Annotated in this window: 16 protein-coding genes; 6 read left to right on the top strand and 10 right to left on the bottom strand. The window is 66.2% G+C overall.

Annotated elements, in window-relative coordinates; translation table 11 throughout:
* The 5 genes from atuC (at window position 1) to PCA10_RS18730 (ending at window position 6,646) form a co-directional block, all read left to right on the top strand.
* On the top strand, window positions 1-1,617 hold the full coding sequence (gene atuC, locus PCA10_RS18710; protein ID WP_016493632.1) for a geranyl-CoA carboxylase subunit beta: 1,617 nt from the start codon (window positions 1-3) through the stop codon (window positions 1,615-1,617).
* Window positions 1,618-1,666: 49 nt separating this feature from the next.
* Window positions 1,667-2,827, top strand: coding sequence for a citronellyl-CoA dehydrogenase (gene atuD / locus PCA10_RS18715; RefSeq protein WP_016493633.1), 1,161 nt, complete (start codon window positions 1,667-1,669; stop codon window positions 2,825-2,827).
* Between the two features lie 102 nt (window positions 2,828-2,929).
* Window positions 2,930-3,727 carry an isohexenylglutaconyl-CoA hydratase gene (gene atuE, locus PCA10_RS18720; protein WP_016493634.1) on the top strand — a complete coding sequence of 266 codons (798 nt, stop codon included), beginning with the start codon at window positions 2,930-2,932 and terminating at the stop codon, window positions 3,725-3,727.
* Between the two features lie 32 nt (window positions 3,728-3,759).
* Window positions 3,760-5,742 (top strand): geranyl-CoA carboxylase subunit apha, encoded by a 1,983-nt coding sequence (gene atuF, locus PCA10_RS18725; protein ID WP_016493635.1) that lies wholly within the window; start codon window positions 3,760-3,762, stop codon window positions 5,740-5,742.
* A 79-nt stretch (window positions 5,743-5,821) separates the two neighbouring features.
* The gene (locus tag PCA10_RS18730) at window positions 5,822-6,646 is read left to right on the top strand and encodes an SDR family oxidoreductase (protein WP_016493636.1); all 825 of its coding nucleotides are present in this window, start codon (window positions 5,822-5,824) and stop codon (window positions 6,644-6,646) included.
* A 52-nt stretch (window positions 6,647-6,698) separates the two neighbouring features.
* On the opposite strand, the gene PCA10_RS29390 is transcribed toward PCA10_RS18730, so the two are convergent.
* The 8 genes from PCA10_RS29390 to PCA10_RS18770 all read right to left on the bottom strand — a co-directional run bounded on the left by PCA10_RS29390 (window position 6,699) and on the right by PCA10_RS18770 (window position 14,098).
* Window positions 6,699-7,211, bottom strand: coding sequence for a hypothetical protein (locus PCA10_RS29390; RefSeq protein ID WP_016493637.1), 513 nt, complete (start codon window positions 7,209-7,211; stop codon window positions 6,699-6,701).
* 76 nt (window positions 7,212-7,287) lie between these two features.
* Window positions 7,288-7,941: a hypothetical protein gene (locus tag PCA10_RS18740; protein WP_016493638.1), complete on the bottom strand. Its 654-nt coding sequence runs from the start codon at window positions 7,939-7,941 to the stop codon at window positions 7,288-7,290.
* Window positions 7,938-8,537, bottom strand: a complete 600-nt coding sequence (locus PCA10_RS18745) for an RNA polymerase sigma factor (RefSeq protein ID WP_016493639.1) — start codon at window positions 8,535-8,537, stop codon at window positions 7,938-7,940. The genes PCA10_RS18740 and PCA10_RS18745 overlap by 4 nt, the downstream gene beginning before the upstream one ends.
* The gene (locus tag PCA10_RS18750; protein ID WP_016493640.1) at window positions 8,530-10,257 is read right to left on the bottom strand and encodes a vWA domain-containing protein; all 1,728 of its coding nucleotides are present in this window, start codon (window positions 10,255-10,257) and stop codon (window positions 8,530-8,532) included. The genes PCA10_RS18745 and PCA10_RS18750 overlap by 8 nt, the downstream gene beginning before the upstream one ends.
* Before the next feature lie 254 nt (window positions 10,258-10,511).
* Window positions 10,512-11,945: an aminotransferase-like domain-containing protein gene (locus tag PCA10_RS18755; RefSeq protein ID WP_016493641.1), complete on the bottom strand. Its 1,434-nt coding sequence runs from the start codon at window positions 11,943-11,945 to the stop codon at window positions 10,512-10,514.
* A gap of 154 nt (window positions 11,946-12,099) precedes the next feature.
* The gene (locus tag PCA10_RS18760; protein WP_041770352.1) at window positions 12,100-12,912 is read right to left on the bottom strand and encodes an OmpA family protein; all 813 of its coding nucleotides are present in this window, start codon (window positions 12,910-12,912) and stop codon (window positions 12,100-12,102) included.
* A complete protein-coding gene (locus PCA10_RS18765) occupies window positions 12,909-13,265 on the bottom strand; it encodes a DUF4398 domain-containing protein (RefSeq protein ID WP_016493643.1) in 357 nt (118 codons plus the stop codon). Before PCA10_RS18765 ends, PCA10_RS18760 begins: the two co-directional genes overlap by 4 nt.
* Before the next feature lie 14 nt (window positions 13,266-13,279).
* Window positions 13,280-14,098: a substrate-binding periplasmic protein gene (locus PCA10_RS18770; protein WP_016493644.1), complete on the bottom strand. Its 819-nt coding sequence runs from the start codon at window positions 14,096-14,098 to the stop codon at window positions 13,280-13,282.
* Between the two features lie 114 nt (window positions 14,099-14,212).
* Between PCA10_RS18770 and PCA10_RS18775 the strand changes: the two genes are divergently transcribed.
* Window positions 14,213-15,142, top strand: coding sequence for an alpha/beta fold hydrolase (locus PCA10_RS18775; protein WP_016493645.1), 930 nt, complete (start codon window positions 14,213-14,215; stop codon window positions 15,140-15,142).
* Between the two features lie 602 nt (window positions 15,143-15,744).
* Here PCA10_RS18775 and PCA10_RS18780 read toward each other — a convergent pair.
* Window positions 15,745-16,674 carry an electron transfer flavoprotein subunit alpha/FixB family protein gene (locus PCA10_RS18780; RefSeq protein WP_016493646.1) on the bottom strand — a complete coding sequence of 310 codons (930 nt, stop codon included), beginning with the start codon at window positions 16,672-16,674 and terminating at the stop codon, window positions 15,745-15,747.
* On the bottom strand, window positions 16,674-17,423 hold the full coding sequence (locus PCA10_RS18785) for an electron transfer flavoprotein subunit beta/FixA family protein (protein ID WP_016493647.1): 750 nt from the start codon (window positions 17,421-17,423) through the stop codon (window positions 16,674-16,676). Before PCA10_RS18785 ends, PCA10_RS18780 begins: the two co-directional genes overlap by 1 nt.
* Window positions 17,424-17,603: the final 180 nt, after the last annotated feature.

A 17,603-nucleotide genomic window follows, 5' to 3' on the forward strand; every position in this document is an offset into this window, starting at 1 on the left:
ATGACGGTGATCCAATCCGAGCTCGATGCCCATGGCGAAGACTTCGCGAAGAACCGCGAGGCCATGCTCGCCGCCATCGCCAGCTTCCGTGACGTGGAGCAGAAGGTGCTGGACAAGGCCAGCGAGGCCAAGCCGAAGTTCGACAAGCGCGGCCAGCTGCTGCCCCGCGAGCGCCTGAACCTGCTGCTGGACCCGGGCAGCCCCTTCCTCGAACTCTGCTCCCTGGCCGGCTACAAGCTGCACGACGACAAGGACGGCACCCAGGCCGGCGGCGGCATCATCGCCGGGATCGGCTACATCGCCGGCACCCGCTGCCTGGTAAGCGCCAGCAACAGCGCCATCAAGGGCGGCACCATTTCCCCCACCGGGCTGAAGAAGACCCTGCGCCTGCAGCAGATCGCCATCGAGAACAAACTGCCGATGGTAACCCTGGCCGAGAGTGGCGGCGCCAACCTGAACTACGCGGCGGAGATCTTCGTCGAGGGCGCGCGTGGCTTCGCCAACCAGGCGCGGATTTCTGCCATGGGCATTCCCCAGGTCACCGTGGTGCACGGTTCGAGCACCGCCGGTGGCGCTTACCAGCCAGGGCTGTCGGACTATGTGGTCGTGGTGCGCGGCAAGGCCAAGATGTTCCTCGCCGGCCCGCCCCTGCTCAAGGCCGCCACCGGCGAAGTGGCCACCGACGAGCAACTGGGCGGCGCCGAGATGCACGCCCAGGTGGCCGGCACCGCCGAATACCTGGCCGAGAACGATGCCGACGCCGTGCGCCTGGCCCGCGACATCCTGGCCATGCTGCCCTGGAACGCCCAGCTGCCGGCCCAGCGCCAGGCCGAATGGCGGGAGCCGCTGTACAGCGCCGAGGAGCTCCTGGGGGTGGTCCCGGCCGACCCGAAGAAACCCTATGACGTGCGCGAGATCGTTGCGCGCGTCGCCGACGGCTCGGAATTCCTCGACTTCAAGAACGAGTTCGACAGCCAGACCGTCTGCGGCCACCTGCGCATAGAAGGCAGGCCCTGCGGGCTGATCGGCAACAACGGCCCGATCACGCCCCAGGGCGCGGCCAAGGCGGCGCAGTTCATCCAGCTCTGCGAGCAGGCCAATGTGCCGCTGCTGTTCCTGCAGAACACCACCGGCTTCATGGTGGGCACCGAGTCCGAGCAGCTCGGCGTGATCAAGCACGGCTCGAAGATGATCCAGGCCGTCGCCAACGCCCGGGTACCCAAGCTCACCCTGGTGGTGGGCGGTTCCTACGGCGCCGGCAACTACGCCATGTGCGGCCGTGGCCTGGACCCGCGCTTCATCTTCGCCTGGCCAAACAGCCGTACCGCCGTGATGGGCGGCGCCCAGGCCGGCAAGGTGCTGCGCATCGTCACAGAGGAAAAGCACGCCAAGGAGGGCAAGGAGCCCGATCCGAAGATGCTCGACATGCTCGAACAGATGACCGCACAGAAGCTCGACAGCCAGTCCACCGCCCTCTACGGCACTGCCAGCCTGTGGGACGACGGTCTCATCGACCCCCGTGACAGCCGTCGCCTGCTGGGCTATCTGCTGGATATCTGCGCGGAGGCCGAAGCCCGACCTCTGCGGGCCAACAGCTTCGGCGTGGCCCGTTTCTGACCCGAACGATCACGGTGCGCGGGGCGCACCCTACAAGGAGAACAACAAGATGATCTTCACCCAGGAACACGAAGAACTCCGCCGCACGGTGCGCAATTTCGTCGACAAGGAAATCAACCCCCATGTCGAGCAATGGGAGAAGGAAGGTCGCTTCCCTATCCATGACATTTTCAGGAAAGCCGGCGAGCTGGGCCTGCTGGGCATCTCCAAGCCGGAGAAGTTCGGCGGCATGGGCCTGGACTACAGCTACTCCATCGTCGCCGCCGAAGAGTTCGGCACCATCCATTGCGGCGGCATTCCCATGTCCATCGGCGTGCAGACCGACATGTGCACCCCGGCCCTGGCGCGCTTCGGCTCCGACGAGCTGCGCGAGGAGTTCCTGCGCCCCGCCATCAGCGGTGAGATGGTCGGCTGCATCGGCGTCTCGGAAGTGGGCGCCGGCTCCGACGTGGCGGGCATGAAGACCAACGCCCGCAAGGACGGCGCCGACTACGTGATCAACGGCAGCAAGATGTGGATCACCAACTCCCCCAGCGCCGACTTCATCTGCCTCCTGGCCAACACCTCGGACGACAAGCCCCACGTCAACAAGTCGCTGATCATGGTGCCGATGAACACCCCCGGCATCACCCTGAGCCCGCACCTGGACAAGCTCGGCATGCGCAGCTCGGAAACCGCCCAGGTGTTCTTCGACAACGTCCGCGTGCCGCAGCGCAACCGCATCGGCCACGAGGGCGCCGGCTTCATGATGCAGATGCTGCAGTTCCAGGAAGAGCGCCTGTTCGGCGCGGCCAACATGATCAAGGGCCTGGAGCACTGCGTGGACGTCACCATCGACTACTGCAAGGAGCGCAAGACCTTCGGCAACGCGCTGATCGACAACCAGGTGATCCACTTCCGCCTGGCCGAGCTGATGACCGAGATCGAGTGCTTGCGCGCCCTGGTCTACCAGGCCGTGGAGCTCTATGTCACAGGCAAGGACGTCACCCGCCTCGCCTCCATGGCCAAGCTCAAGGCCGGCCGCCTGGGCCGCGAAGTCACCGACGCCTGCCTGCAGTACTGGGGCGGCATGGGCTTCATGTGGGACAACCATGTTTCCCGCGCCTATCGCGACACCCGCCTGGTGTCCATCGGCGGCGGCGCCGACGAGATCATGCTGGGGATCATCTGCAAGCTGATGGGCATCCTGCCCGGCAAGAAGAAAGGTTGATGGCCCGTAGGATGGGTGGAGCGCAGCGATACCCATCATCCCGACCCATGGGTATCGGCGCTGCGCGCCTCGACCCATCCTACGACTGACGAGGATGCCGGCATGAGTGAATTGCCGAACTGCGAGACCCTGCTGCTGGAGCTGGCCGATGGCGTGCTGCACGTCACCCTGAACCGGCCGGAGAGCCGCAATGCCATGAGCCTGGCCATGGTCGAGGAACTGCGCGCGGTGCTGGCTGCCGTTCGCGATGACAGCCGCGTGCGCGCCCTGGTACTGCGGGGTGCCGGCGGACACTTCTGCGCCGGCGGCGACATCAAGGACATGGCCACGGCGCGGGCCACCGGCAGCGACGCCTATCGCCAGCTGAACCGTGCCTTCGGCAGCCTGCTGGAGGAAGCCCAGGCCCAGCCCCAGGTAATGGTCGCCGTACTGGAAGGCGCGGTGCTGGGAGGCGGTTTCGGCCTGGCGTGCATCTCGGATATCGCCATCGCTCACGCCAGTGCCCAGTTCGGCCTGCCGGAAACCAGCCTCGGCATCCTGCCGGCGCAGATCGCACCGTTCGTGGTCAAGCGCATCGGCCTGACCCAGGCCCGCCGCCTGGCCCTCACCGCCGCCCGCTTCGACGGCGCCGAGGCGCTGCGCCTGGGCCTGGTGCACTTCGCCGAAGCCGATGGCGCAGTCCTGGAACAGCGTCTGGCCGAGAGCCTGGAACAGGTTCGCCGCTGCGCCCCAGGTGCCAACGCGCAAACCAAGGCGCTGCTGCTGGCAACGGAAACCGAGCCCCTGGACACGCTGCTGGACCACGCCGCCGAGCGCTTCGCCGCCGCCGTCACCGGCCCGGAAGGCGCCGAGGGCACGATGGCCTTCGTGCAGAAACGCAAACCCGGCTGGGCCCAGTAACAACCACGGACTACTCATAGCAGGAGCACTCGATGCCCGCTTTCAACAAGATCCTCATCGCCAACCGTGGCGAGATCGCCTGCCGGGTGATGCGCACCGCGCAGAGCCTCGGCTACCGCACCGTCGCCGTGTACAGCGAGGCCGACAGCGAGGCCCGCCATGTGCAACTGGCCGACGAGGCGGTGTGCATCGGCCCGGCGCCGGTGGGCCAGTCCTACCTGTCGATCGCGGCCATCATCGACGCCGCGCAACGCACCGGCGCCGACGCCATCCACCCCGGCTACGGCTTCCTCTCCGAGAACGCCGACTTCGCCCGTGCCTGCGAGGCGGCCGGCATCACCTTCATCGGCCCGACCGTGGAAGCCATCCACCTGATGGGCAGCAAGCGCCTGTCCAAGCTGGCCATGCTGGAAGCCGGGGTGCCTTGCATCCCCGGCTTCGAGGGCGCCGAACAGGACGACGCCACCCTGGCCCGCGAGGCCGAACGCATCGGCTACCCGCTGATGGTCAAGGCCAGCGCCGGCGGCGGCGGGCGCGGGATGCGCCTGGTCAACGATGCCTCGGAGCTGGCCGCGCAACTGCGCACCGCCCGCTCCGAGGCCCTGAACGCCTTCGGCAGTGGCGAACTGATCCTGGAAAGGGCCGTATTGCAGCCGCGCCATGTGGAGATCCAGGTATTCGGCGACCGGCACGGCAACATCGTGTACCTGGGAGAGCGCGACTGCTCGGTGCAGCGCCGCCACCAGAAAGTCATCGAAGAAGCGCCCTGCCCGGTCATGACGCCCGAGCTGCGCCAGGCCATGGGTGAGGCGGCGGTGCAGGCCGCGCGCACGGTGAACTATGTCGGCGCAGGTACGGTGGAGTTCCTGCTGGACGCCGAAGGCCGCTTCTACTTCCTGGAAATGAACACCCGCCTGCAGGTGGAGCATCCGGTCACCGAACTCATCACCGGACAGGACCTGGTGGCCTGGCAGATCCAGGTGGCCGAGGGCCTGCCGCTACCCTTGCGGCAGGACGAAATCCGCCTCGACGGCCACGCCATGGAAGTACGCCTGTATGCCGAGGACCCGGCCGCCGGCTTCCTGCCCCAGACCGGCGACGTACTGCGCTGGGAACCGGCCGTGGTGGACGGTATCCGCATCGACCATGGCCTGGTGGAAGGCCAGGCCGTGACGCCCTTCTACGACCCCATGCTGGCCAAGGTCATCGCCTGGGGCGCCACCCGCGACGAGGCCCGGCGCAAACTGGCCCGCGCTGTGGAGGATTGCGTGCTGCTCGGCGTGAATGGCAACCAGCGCTTCCTCGCCAATCTGCTGCGCCATCCGCACTTCGCGGCCGGCCACGCCACCACGGCCTTCATCGGCGAAACCTTCGGCGCCGACCCGAGCCTGAGCCCGCAAGCCGCCGCGCCGGTCGAGCTGGCCATAGCCGCGACCCTGCGTTATCAGGATTCGGCCACCAGCACCGCCCACCAGGTTGGCCTGGCCGGCTGGCGCAGTTCCGGCAGCGCGCCCTGGCGCCTGGTGTTGCGCCAGGGCGAGCAGAAGCACGCCATCGAACTGGCGGTCCAGGAAGCCGGCTTGCAGCCACGCCTGCTGGCGCGGGTAGGCGATGTGGAAATCGCCGTCCGTCTGCTCAGCGCCGATGGCCGCTGGGCGGTGCTGGAGCTGGACGGCATCCGCCGCCGCGTGGCCTACCATCAGCAGGCCGCGCAGCTCTGGCTGTTCGGCCAGAACGGCAACCTGGAACTGCAGGACATCACCCACGAGCCCGTTGGCAGCCAGGGTGGCGCCGCCTCCGGCGCGGTGAAGGCACCCATGGACGGCGCCATAGTCGAGGTGCTGGTGAGCGAAGGCGAACGGGTCGGCAAGGGCCAGCTGCTGCTGGTGCTGGAGGCCATGAAGATGGAACACCCGCTGAAGGCCGGCGTGGACGGCGTGATCCGTCGCGTGCAGGTCAGCCGTGGCGACCAGGTCAAGAACCGCCAGTTGCTGGTGGAGGTGGAAGAAGCCTGACAGGCGCCCTTGTGGGGGCGAATTCATTCGCCAAGGGCCGCAACGCGGCCCCATGACAACAATAACCAGGAGCCAAGAAATGTCCCTTTCCGGCAAGACCCTGTTCATCACCGGCGCCAGCCGCGGTATCGGCCGCGAGATCGCCCTGCGCGCCGCCGCCGACGGCGCCAATATCGTCATCGCCGCCAAGAGCGCCGAACCCCATCCGAAGCTTCCCGGCACGATCTTCAGCGTGGCGGAAGAAGTCGAGACCGCGGGTGGCAAGGCCCTGGCCCTGCAGCTGGACGTACGCGACGAGAACGCCGTGCGCGAGGCCATGGCCCAGGCTGCCGCGCACTTCGGCGGCATCGACATTCTGGTCAACAACGCCGGCGCCATCCGCCTTACCGGCGTCGAGCACCTGGAGCCCAAGCGCTTCGACCTGATGTACCAGATCAACACCCGCGCGGTGATGGTCGGCAGCCAGGCCGCCCTGCCCTACCTGAAGCAGAGCGCGTCCGGTCATATCCTCAACCTTTCGCCGCCGCTGAACCTGGCGCCGAAATGGTTCGCCCAGCATGGCCCCTACACCGTCACCAAATACGGCATGAGCATGCTCACCTTAGGCATGAGCGAGGAGTTCAAGCGCTACGGCATCAGCGTCAACTCGCTCTGGCCGCAGACCATGATCGCCACCGCCGCCATCGAGTTCGAGCTGGGCAGCCGCGACGCCTTCAAGCGTGCGCGCACCCCGGCCATCATGGCTGACGCCGCCCACGCCATTCTGGTGAGCGAAGGCCGCAGCATCACCGGGCGCCTGCTGATCGACGAAGAGCTGCTGCGCGAACAGGGCCAGACCGAGTTCGAGCAATACCGCTACGACCCGCAGGGCGGTTCGCTGGTGCCCGATCTCTTCCTGGACTGAGGCCCGATGACGGGAGCGAAATCACTCGCTCCCGTCATCGGTGCGTGTGGAATCAGCGCTTGAACTCGAACTGCAGCTCGGCGCCTTCCACCGAACGCCAGTAATCGTCCTCGCGCTCATTGGTGAGCAGCTTGCCGTTGAGCTGGAAGGGACTTTCCGCGGCCGGTTTCTGCACGAACAGCGGCGGCAACAGCGGCTGCCTGGGGGCTTCGTCCTCGGCGATCCGCGGCTGCAATTGCTCCACCAGTTCCTCGGGCAGGCTGAGGTCGAGCTTGGCCTTGGGCAGCGGCGCCTTCACCGACACCGCTACCGACGGCTCCTTGGGCTTGGCCGGCGTGGGCGGCTGGGGAATCGACTTCGGTGCGGGTGCCGGTGCGGGCGGTGGCGGCGGCTCGGGTGCAGCCGGCGGCGCCACCGGTTCAACCGGCGCTGCGGGCTCCGGCTGGGGGCTGGAGGACAGCGGCGGTGGCGCGGGAGGTGCCTTGGGTGGCGTAGGCGCTTCCTTGTCGCAGGCAGCGAGCAGCGCCAGCACCAGGGAGGCGCCAAACAGGCTAATCGAACGCATGGAGACTCTGCGGGGGTCGGAGATGGCGCAATGCTCCACCTTAGCCGCCTTGCTGGCAAGTCCGGCACGCGCCCATTCAGCGGCTGCCTTCCAGCTGCCGCAACTCCGCCGCGATATCCCGTTGCGGATAACGCGCCTGCAACTCGTCCAGCAACCGCTGGGCCTCCTCGCGCTTGCCCGCCCCTTGCAGCTCCAGCACCCGGCGCAGGCTGGCCAGGGGTTCGTCCGGCGCGACGGATTCGGCCATTTCCTGGCGCCGCGGCTCAGCCTGCCGCTCCTGCAACTCCGCGGCGCTGTCGGCCATGGGCGCCGATTGCTTCTTCGCGGCCTCCATCGATGCACCGGCCGGACTGGCTGGCGCGGCGGCACGCGATAGCGGCGCAACCGCCGGGGCCGGAGCGGAATACGGCATGGCGCTGGCCGGCGGTGCGTCGAAGCGCGGCTCGGTCTGCTCCTGGGTGCGCAGGGTCAGGCTCAGGCCAATACCCAGGGTGGCGAAACCCGCCAGGGCCAACGCCCAGCGCTGCCGGCCACCGGAACCGAAGAACCAGGCATGCAGGCGTTCGCCAAAGGACGGCCGGGGCATTTCCTGGCTTTTCGCCGCCTGGGCGGCGGCCGCGGCGAGGATACGCTGGTCCAGGGCTGCCGAGGGCTCGTCGTGGTGGTGGCAGCGGTAGTGTTCGAGCAGCTCCCGCTCCATGGCGTCCGTCTCGTGCGGGTCTTGGTTCATGCGGATACCTCCTCGGCGGCGGCCGGGTCGGCCAGCAGCCGACGCAACTTCTGCAACGCATAGCGCAGGCGGCTTTTCACCGTCTCGGCGGGCGTGCGGGTGAGTTCGGCGATCTCGGTCAGCTCCAGGTCGCCATGGGCGCGCAGCAGGAACACCTCACGCTGCTCGCCGGGCAGTTCATCCAGGGCCGCGCGCAGGCGCTGCTGGTCCTGGCTGAGGGACAGTTCCCGCTCCGGGTCCGGGCTGCTGCCCGGCAGTGCGTCGCCGTGCAGGACCTCATCGAAGGTTTCCTCGCGGCCCTGCTGACGGCCGTGCTTGCGCCAGTGGTCGATCAGGCGGTTGCGGGCGATCTGGTAGAGCCAGGTCTTGAAGCTGGCCTGGCCCCGTTGTTCGGAGTCGCTGCGGATCAGGTTCAGCCAGGTTTCCTGGAAGATCTCCTCGGCCAGGCTGGCGTCGCCGCTGAGGCCGCAGAGGAAGCGATAGAGGCCAAGACGATGGCGCGCATAGAGCACGCCAAACGCCTCGGCATCGCCGTTGCGGTAACGCCGCAACAGGCTGGCGTCATCATCCGTGAGGGTCGCGTTCACGTCATTCATTCCGCGCTTGGGATGGAGCGGAAGTTTGCAGGCTTTGCGCCAGTTCCACCAGTTGCACGAACTCGCCGCGCAGGCCGAAGCGATCGTCGCCACGGGCCTCGCGGGCCAGCCTGGCGCTATCGGTCAGGCCGAAATCGCCTGTGTACTTGCCACCCCTGAGCTGCTGGGCGAATGCCGCTACCGCGGCGGCGAAGCGCAAGTCTTCGCTGGCGTCGTCCAGGCTGGCCGCCTGGCCGGCGGCTATGGGGCGCTCCAGCAGGCGGCTCTGCTCGGAGCCCGGGACCTTGTAACGCACCCGCAGCCAGGCCAGTTCATCGGCCTTGCCTTCGGCCTTGGCGGCTGCCTGGTAGCGCAGCGGTTCCAGCCAGCCCTTGGCACCGGCCGGAACAATCTCGTAGAGGGCGGTGATACTGTGCCCCGCACCGATTTCGCCGGCATCCACCTTGTCGTTGCTGAAGTCCTCGCGCTTGAGGGCCCGGTTCTCGTAGCCCAGCAGGCGGTACTCGCTGATCTGCGCGGGGTTGAACTCCAGTTGCAGCTTCACGTCCCGCGCCACCACCGACAGGGTCGAGCCAAGCTGGTCCACCAGCACCTTGCGCGCTTCGCGCAGGTTGTCGATGTAGGCGTAGTTGCCGTCGCCGGCGTCGGCCAGTTGCTCCATCAGCCGCTCGTTGTAGTTGTCCACGCCGAAGCCCAGGGTGGTGAGGGATACCCCGCCCTTGCGCTTGTGCTCCGCCATCTGGCGCAGGCTTTCGAAGTCGCTGATGCCGACGTTGAAGTCACCATCGGTGGCCAGCAGGATGCGGTTGATGCCACCGCTGATCAGGCCCTTCTGCGCCTCGGCATAGGCCAGCTGGATGCCCGATTCGCCAGCCGTCGAACCCCCGGCGCTGAGCTGCTCGATGGCGGCGCGGATCTTCGCCTTCTCGCTGCCCGGCGTGGAGCCCAGCACCACCCTCGCCTCCCCGGCATAGGTGACCAGGGACACGCGATCCTGCGGGCGCAACTGGTCCACCAGCAGCTTGAGGGTGCCCTGGACCATGGGCAGGCCCTCGCGGCGGTCCATGGAGTCGGAGACATCCACCAGGAACACCAGGTTGGCCGGCGGCAGGCGTTCGACGCTGCTGTCGGAGGCCTTGATCGCCACCCGCAGCAGGCGGGTCTGTGGGTTCCAGGGGGTCTGCGCCAGCTCGACGCCAATGCCGAAGGGCACGTCGCCTTCGGGCAGCGGGTAGCTGTAGGGGAAGTAGTTGACCATCTCTTCCAGGCGCACCGCGTCGCCCGGTGGTAGCTGGCCCTGGTTGAGGAAGCGCCGCACGTTGGCATAGCTGCCGGTATCGACGTCGATGCTGAAGGTGGAGACCGGTGCGCTGGCCACCGCCTGCACCGGATTGTCGGCCAGATGCTGGTACTGCTCGCGGGGCACATCGCGGTAGCCGGGCGCAAGCGCATCGGCCATGGGTGCCGGGGCGGCAAAGGTCATCTGGCGGCCTTCGGCGGAGTAGGCGGCGCGCTTGGCCTGGGAGGCGGGAGCGCCGAGCATTTCCTGCTCTTGCAGCGGTTCAGGCTCGGTTCGGCTCGACAGCGGCGCTGGCACCACCGCCTTGCCACTTGCCGGCGCAGAGGCATCCTGGGCGCTGCAGGCTGCCAGGGCCAGCAGAATACCGGCAGTGAAGCCGGCGGCTAGGGGTTGATGGCGAAGGAAGTTATGGCTGGACATGGACGCCTCCCGGGCACGAATGGATCATTCGTACCCTTGGACGGAGGCGCGGCAGCAAACGGGTTAGGGCTGTGTCGTTATTTCGGCTGCAGGCTGGCTACAGCGCTAGCTGCAGGAGCGAATTCATTCGCGAAAGGGCGGCGCAGTTGCCCCAGTCCACCAGCAACGACAGCCCCTTCAGATCCAGGCGTAGCCCGAGCGGGAATCGTTGGGTTTCGCTTCGCTCTACACCAACCTACGGCACAGCGCAGCCCCTACAGCCCGGCCTCCTGGCAGAGCTGCTTGGCCAGCATGCCGAGGGTCATGATGGCGCGCTCGGCCTCGCGGTTCCACGGGATGCCGCAGTTCAACCGGACGCAGTGGTTGAACTGCTCGGTGTTACTGAAGATCAGCCCTGGCGCGATGCTGATGCCCTGCTGCAAGGCGCGCACGTGCAAGTCCTTGGTATTCACCTTGGCCGGCAGGCTGATCCAGAGGATGAAACCGCCGTTGGGCCGGGTGATCTGGGTGCCCTCGGGGAAGTACTGCTGCACCCCCAGCTGGAAGGCGGTGAGGTTCTTCCGGTACTCCTGGCGGATATAGCGCAGGTGCCGGTCGTAGCCGCCGTTCTCCAGGTACGCCGCGACGCCCATCTGGGTCACGCTGCACGCCGAATGGGTGCTGAAGGTCTGCAGCCGCTGGATTTCCGCCTGGTACTTGCCGGCCACCATCCAGCCGATCCGCACGCCGGGGGACAGGGTCTTGGAGAAGCTGGAGCAGTAGATCACCCGGTCATCCAGGTCATAGGCCTTGATGGCCTTGGACGGCCCCTGGTCGAACATCAGCTCGCCGTAGATATCGTCTTCGATGATCTGGATGTCGAAATCCGAGGACAGGCGCAGCAGCTGCTTCTGCCGCTCTTCCGGGATGGTCCCGCCCAGCGGGTTGCTCAGCCGCGCGGTGAGCACCAGGGCCTTGATCGGCCACTGGTTGGCGGCCAGTTGCAGGGCCTCCAGGCTGATGCCGGTGGTCGGATCGCTGGGGATCTCGATCACTTTCAGGCCCAGCAGGTCGGCCAATTGCAGCAGGCCATAGTAGGTGGGCGACTCGGTGGCGATCAGGTCCCCCGGCCGGGTCAGCACGCGCAGGCTCATCTGCAGCGCGTCCACGCAGCCATGGGTGATCACCACTTCGCTCGGGTCGACCACCACGCCGGCGTCGCGCATGCGGATCGCCACCTGGCGCCGCAGCGGCTCGAAGCCGGGGCTGAACATGTAGCTGAAGGCGCGCGGGCTGTGGAAGCGCGTCACCTTGGCCAGTTGCTGGTGCAGGGTGCGCACCGGCAGGTAGTCGACATGGGGAACCGCAGCGCCCAGGGGGAACACACCCTCGCGGCGGGATTCGGCCAGCACCTGCTGGATGATGCTGGCGCGGGTCACCAGGCCTGGGCGCTCGACACGGGCGATGTCCGGCGTGGAGGCGGTCAGGGCCGGGGTCTGGTGTACATAGAAACCGGATTGCGGACGGGCGCGGATCAGGCCCTGGTCCTCGAGGCTGGCGTAGGCCTGCAGCACCGTGGCGTGGCTGACGCTGAGCTGGGAACTGAGCTTGCGCACCGAGGGTACGCGTTCGCCAGGCTGGTAGACGCCACGGCGAATATCATCGGCCAGTTGCTGGGCGATGCGTTGGTAGAGCAACAGATTGGTCATGGCGGCATTACCTGAATCACTGGACCGAAACACTATAGGAACACTCTGCAACTGAACCGGTACAGATCAATAAATTGTGTGCGATACAGCGATTTTGTCCAGGCACGAAAAAGCCCCGGCGCCGAATGGCGGCCGGGGCTTTCCTTGGCGCGGGTCAGCGCGCCTGGCCGAGCTGGCCCTTTTCGTTGGAGAAGACGATCTCCACCCGGCGGTTCTGCGCCCTGCCCCGGTTGGAGGCGTTCTCCGCCACCGGGAAGGCTTCGCCGAAGCCCTGGACCTGGATGCGCTTGGCATCGATGCCGAGGTCGATCAGCGCATCGGCCACCGCCTGGGCACGCTCGGTGGAGAGCCTCAGGTTGTCGGCCTTGGTGCCGCTGCTGTCGGTGTAACCCTCGATGCGCACGATGCGCCGTGGATTGAGCTGGAGGAACTGCACCAGCTTGAGCACGGTGCGGTTGGCCGACGGCTTGAGATCGGCATGGCCGGTGTCGAACAGCACATCGCCCAGGGTCATCACCAGGCCGCGATCGGTTTCGGTGGCGGCCAGGGCGATCATCTGTTCTTCCAGCCATTTGCCCTGCTGCTGGACGCTGAGCAGCTTGGCTTCACGCAGCGCCAGTTGCAGCCGCTCGCGCTCCAGCTGCAACTTGGCGGCGCGGGCCTGGTTCTGGCTCTGCTCGCTGTGCTGGGTGGCGATCTCGCTGTAGCGGCGGCTGAGGTAGGCGTAGTGGACGACGTCGGCGTCATTGCCCCAGTAGCTGGACAGGCGTTCGGCGCGGGCCAGGGATTCACCGGCGCGGATCACATCCTTGGGCGCGGCGCTGAGGACATTCTGGTCCTCCTTGACCTGCTGGAACATCTGCCGGGACTGCTCCAGGCTCTCTTCGGTACTTTGCTGATTGGCGCAGCCGCCCAGCAGTCCAAGGCCGAGCAGCAGGCCGGCACTCAATGCTCGATTCCGCTTCACTGCGCATCCCCCAACTGCTTACGCAGGCGATTGATCCGCGAGTTCAGCTCGGCCAGCTGCTCCTGGCTCTTCTGGGTCAACACCTTGGCCTCGGCCAGGCGCGCGTCCAGTTCGGCTTGCTCGGCCAGGACACGGGCGCGCTTGTAGTCTTCCTCGCCCATGTTCTTCTCGGCCAGGGCGAGCTTGTCCTGCGCCAGCTTCATTTCTTCCAGCTGTTCGGTGGCGCCAACGGCCTTGGCCTGCTCCACCGCCTTCTGGGTCAGGCGCATCTGCTCGACGGGCGCCGGGTCGTGGGCGCAGCCGGCCAGGGCCAGCAAGGCGAGGCCGGCGGCAAACAGGGGTGTCTTGCTCACTAGAGAATTCCTAATCATTCGGGAGTGCCGGGCGGTTGCATCTGCAGGGCCTTCCAGCGTTCCAGGTTGCGTTGCAGCAGGGTTTCCGGCACCCCGGCGGCGACCAATTCTGTCATTTTTTTCGCCAACTGTCCGCGCAGCCAGGGGTCGTTGCAGGCCGAGTTGTGGGACAGCGTGAGGAACAGACCTTCACTTGAAATCGGAGGTTCCAGGGCAACCAGATCATCGGCCATCCCTAAGGTGTCGGCCAGCACCAGGCCGGGGTAGCGTTCGTACAGGACGAAGTCGGTGCGCTCGAGCAGGAGCTTCTGATACGCCTGGGTGAGGCTGGGGACTTCCTCGAGCTTGAGGTTTTCCCTGGCGAAGCGATCGAAGGCTTCGCCGAAGCTGTTCTTCACCAGGGTGCCGCCGGTGTGATTGCGCAGGTCGTCCCAACCGCTGTAGGGGAAGGCCTTGTCGCGCTTGACCCAGGCAACGCTCTGGGTCTCGAGGAACGGCGGATGGACGTAGTCCATGGTTTCCAGGCGCGGCAGGGTGAGGAAAGCGCCGGCGAGCAGGTCGACACGACCGGTGCGCACTTCATCCTGGGCGCGGGACCAGGGGCCGGTGTAGAGCACGTCCACCTTCAGCCCGAGTTCCTTGGCGATCTGCTTGAGCAGGTCGGCGTTGGCGCCGATCAGTCGCTTGGGGTCCTCGGGATCGCGCCAGAGATACGGCGGATACTCGGGGTTGCCAGTGGCCACCAGGCGCTCGCATTTCCCGGCCGCCTGCCCAAGCCCGGGTAGCAGGCAGAGCGCGAGAAGCAGGGACGAGAGGTGGAGTCGACTTGGCATCTGAGGTTTCCCGGACTGGACAATCGATTGGCTGTGAGGCGGGCGACAGCGCTTGCGGTGCGCGCCATGCTAGCGTACAGGCGGCAAGAAGAACCATTGGTTATAAGGATGGCCATGAAAAAGCTCATCATCGCAATCGTCATCCTGCTGACGGCAGTTGCGGCGACCCTTTACCTCTCCCCCGCCGCGCTGACGGCCAGTGTGCGCCTGGTGGAACGCCAGCTCGCCGGCCTGTCGGAGCGACAGGTCACGCTGGGCGATCTTAGCATCCATTACTACGAGGGCGGCCCGAACAAGGGTGAAACCATCGTGATGGTTCACGGTTTCGGCGCCAGCAAGGACAACTGGCTGCGCTTCGCCCGGCACTTCACCGAGCGCTACCACGTGATCGCCCTCGACCTGCCCGGCTTCGGCGACAGCGACAGACCCGCCGGCAGCTACGACGTCGGTACCCAGGCCGAACGCCTGGAGTCCTTCATCAAGGCCCTGGAACTGGGCCGGGTGCACCTGGTAGGCAATTCCATGGGCGGACACATCGCCGCGCTCTTCGCCTCCCGCTACCCGCGCCAGGTGCGCAGCCTGGCGCTGTTCGACAACGGCGGCGTCACGGCGCCGAACAAGAGCGAGATGTTCCGCCTGATCGAAAGCGGCCAGCCCAACCCATTGGTGGCGCGCAATGCCGAGGAATTCCAGCGCATGCTGGAGTTCGTCTTCGTCGAGCCACCGCCACTGCCGGCCTCGGTGAAGGCCTACCTGGCCGAACAGTCCATGGCCAACGAGGCGCACTACGATGAAGTCTTCCGCCAGCTGCGCGAGCGCTACATCCCGCTGGAGCCCGAGCTGCCGCGCATCACCGCGCCCACCCTGCTGCTCTGGGGCGACCGTGACCGGGTGCTGGACGTGTCCAGTATCGAGGTGATGAAGCCGCTGCTGAAGCACCCCAGCGTGGTGATCATGAAGGACTGCGGCCACGCGCCGATGATCGAGCGCCCCGAAGAAACCGCCCGGCATTACCAGGCCTTCCTCGACGGCCATCGTGGCTGAGGAAGGGGGCGAAAGCTTCTCGCGGACTCTTTGGGGACACACCGGATTGGCAATCCGGTATCAGGGATGGGCTTTAAATTCTGATCCCAGCTCATTGCCGCGTTGGTTGCGGGTTTCTGTTTCGCCCTCCCGGGCGACTCCCTTTGGCAATCGCCCCAAAGGAAGCAAAAGGCTTGCCCCGACATCCGGGCCCGGCTTCGCCGGACTGCCCTCGCTCCATCCTTGTTCCGGGGGCCCGCCGCGAAGGGCCATCCATGGCCCTGCGCGGCTCTCGCGGCATCCATGCCGCTCGTCCCCCTACACAAGGATTCCACTCGGCCTCCTGAAGGGGCGGCTTGCGCGGCGTCATCTTCGCTGCTTCGTTCCAGTCCGGTGTGGGCAACAGGGTTGCTTCGTGCCTGCCGGCGCGAGTCACCCCTCGCCCCCTGGGAGAGGGGCGGGGCGGGCCGCGTTCGGAAGAGGGATGCCTCCGGTGGCACGGAGTCAGGCAAAGGTAATTACACAAAGTTGCCAACCCGGTACCCCCCAAACGCCAGCAACGAACCATAAAAAAACCCGCTCCTAGGAGCGGGTTCTTTCGTACGGCAGGCCGGGAAGCGCTATTACAGCAGCTTTTCCAGTTCCGGTACGGCTTCGAACAGGTCAGCCACCAGGCCGTAGTCAGCCACCTGGAAGATCGGGGCTTCTTCGTCCTTGTTGATCGCGACGATGACCTTGGAGTCCTTCATACCGGCCAGGTGCTGGATGGCACCGGAGATGCCCACGGCGATGTACAGCTGCGGGGCAACGATCTTGCCGGTCTGGCCGACCTGCATGTCGTTCGGTACGAAACCGGCGTCGACGGCGGCACGGGAAGCACCCACAGCGGCACCCAGCTTGTCGGCCAGGGCGTACAGGTGCTTGAAGTTGTCACCGTTCTGCATGCCACGGCCGCCGGAAACGACGATCTTGGCAGCGGTCAGTTCCGGACGGTCGGACTTGGCCAGTTCTTCGCCCACGAAGGCGGACTTGCCTGCGTCGGCCGAGCCGCTCACGGCTTCAACGGCAGCGGAGCCGCCTTCGGCAGCAACCGGGTCGAAACCGGTGGCACGCACGGTGATCACTTTCACGGCAGCCGAGGACTGCACGGTAGCGATGGCGTTACCGGCATAGATCGGACGCTTGAAGGTGTCGGCGCTTTCAACGGCGATGATCTCGGAGATCTGGTCGACGTCCAGCTGCGCGGCAACGCGCGGCAGGATGTTCTTACCGTTGCTGGTGGCAGCAGCCAGGATGTGGCTGTAGCCCTTGCCCAGCTCGGCGATCAGCGGAGCGACGTTTTCCGGCAGCTGGTGAGCGTAGGCGGCGTTGTCGGCAACCAGCACCTTGCTCACGCCAGCGATCTTGGCAGCGGCTTCGGCAGCGGCAGCGGCGTTGGAGCCAGCAACCAGCACGTGGATATCACCACCGATCTTGGCGGCAGCAGCCACGGTGTTCAGGGTGGCGGCAGCCAGTGCGGCGTTGGTGTGTTCAGCGATAACCAGGATAGCCATCAGATTACCTTCGCCTCGTTCTTCAGTTTTTCGACCAGTTCAGCCACGGACTTGACCTTGATACCAGCCTGGCGGGCGGCCGGGGCTTCTACTTTCAGGGTCTTGACGGTGGAAGCGGTGGAAACACCCAGGGCGTCCGGGGTAACCACGTCCAGCGGCTTCTTCTTGGCTTTCATGATGTTCGGCAGAGACGCGTAGCGCGGCTCGTTCAGGCGCAGGTCGGTGGTGACGATCGCCGGCAGATTCAGCGCAACGGTCTGCAGACCGCCGTCGATCTCACGGGTGACGTTGACCTTGTCGCCAGCAACCTCGACCTTGGAGGCGAAGGTGCCTTGGGCGTAGCCGGTCAGGGCGCCCAGCATCTGGCCGGTCTGGTTGTTGTCGCTATCGATGGCCTGCTTGCCGAGGATGACCAGTTGCGGCTGCTCCTTGTCGACCACAGCTTTCAGCAGCTTGGCCACGGCCAGGGAGTTCAGCTCCTCAAAGGACTCGACCAGGATGGCGCGGTCGGCGCCCAGGGCCAGAGCGGTACGCAGCTGCTCTTGAGCAGTGTTCGGGCCGATGGTGACGACGACGATTTCACTCGCTACGCCTTTCTCTTTCAGACGGACGGCTTCTTCCACGGCAATTTCGCAGAAGGGGTTCATCGACATCTTCACGTTGGCAAGGTCGACGCCGGAGTTGTCCGCCTTGACGCGGACCTTGACGTTGTAGTCGACCACTCGTTTGACAGCTACAAGAACCTTCATGGATTCCTCGTTACTCTCCGGTTAATAAGAATGTCGCCAAGACGGGCCTGGCCAGTGATGCAGGTCGGCCGGAACCGACTCTCAGCCCAGACAGCGAGCGCAAAACCGCCCGTATCTTGACCGGATCGCCTATTCGGGTCAATACAGCAAAATGGCCCTTTATACGCCGCAGAGCCTTAT

Source organism: Pseudomonas resinovorans NBRC 106553, from assembly GCF_000412695.1.
Lineage (GTDB): Bacteria > Pseudomonadota > Gammaproteobacteria > Pseudomonadales > Pseudomonadaceae > Metapseudomonas > Metapseudomonas resinovorans_A.

Bases quoted from the DNA above. Each gene is read 5' to 3' on its own strand.
- atuC (WP_016493632.1), top strand. From the start codon at position 1: ATGACGGTGATCCAATCCGAGCTCGATGCCCATGGCGAAGACTTCGCG.
- PCA10_RS18755 (WP_016493641.1), bottom strand. From the start codon at position 11,945: ATGACCAATCTGTTGCTCTACCAACGCATCGCCCAGCAACTGGCCGAT.
- atuF (WP_016493635.1), top strand. From the start codon at position 3,760: ATGCCCGCTTTCAACAAGATCCTCATCGCCAACCGTGGCGAGATCGCC.
- PCA10_RS18730 (WP_016493636.1), top strand. From the start codon at position 5,822: ATGTCCCTTTCCGGCAAGACCCTGTTCATCACCGGCGCCAGCCGCGGT.
- PCA10_RS18780 (WP_016493646.1), bottom strand. From the start codon at position 16,674: ATGGCTATCCTGGTTATCGCTGAACACACCAACGCCGCACTGGCTGCC.
- PCA10_RS18740 (WP_016493638.1), bottom strand. From the start codon at position 7,941: ATGAACCAAGACCCGCACGAGACGGACGCCATGGAGCGGGAGCTGCTC.
- PCA10_RS18785 (WP_016493647.1), bottom strand. From the start codon at position 17,423: ATGAAGGTTCTTGTAGCTGTCAAACGAGTGGTCGACTACAACGTCAAG.
- PCA10_RS18745 (WP_016493639.1), bottom strand. From the start codon at position 8,537: ATGAATGACGTGAACGCGACCCTCACGGATGATGACGCCAGCCTGTTG.
- atuE (WP_016493634.1), top strand. From the start codon at position 2,930: ATGAGTGAATTGCCGAACTGCGAGACCCTGCTGCTGGAGCTGGCCGAT.
- PCA10_RS18770 (WP_016493644.1), bottom strand. From the start codon at position 14,098: ATGCCAAGTCGACTCCACCTCTCGTCCCTGCTTCTCGCGCTCTGCCTG.
- atuD (WP_016493633.1), top strand. From the start codon at position 1,667: ATGATCTTCACCCAGGAACACGAAGAACTCCGCCGCACGGTGCGCAAT.
- PCA10_RS29390 (WP_016493637.1), bottom strand. From the start codon at position 7,211: ATGCGTTCGATTAGCCTGTTTGGCGCCTCCCTGGTGCTGGCGCTGCTC.
- PCA10_RS18775 (WP_016493645.1), top strand. From the start codon at position 14,213: ATGAAAAAGCTCATCATCGCAATCGTCATCCTGCTGACGGCAGTTGCG.
- PCA10_RS18750 (WP_016493640.1), bottom strand. From the start codon at position 10,257: ATGTCCAGCCATAACTTCCTTCGCCATCAACCCCTAGCCGCCGGCTTC.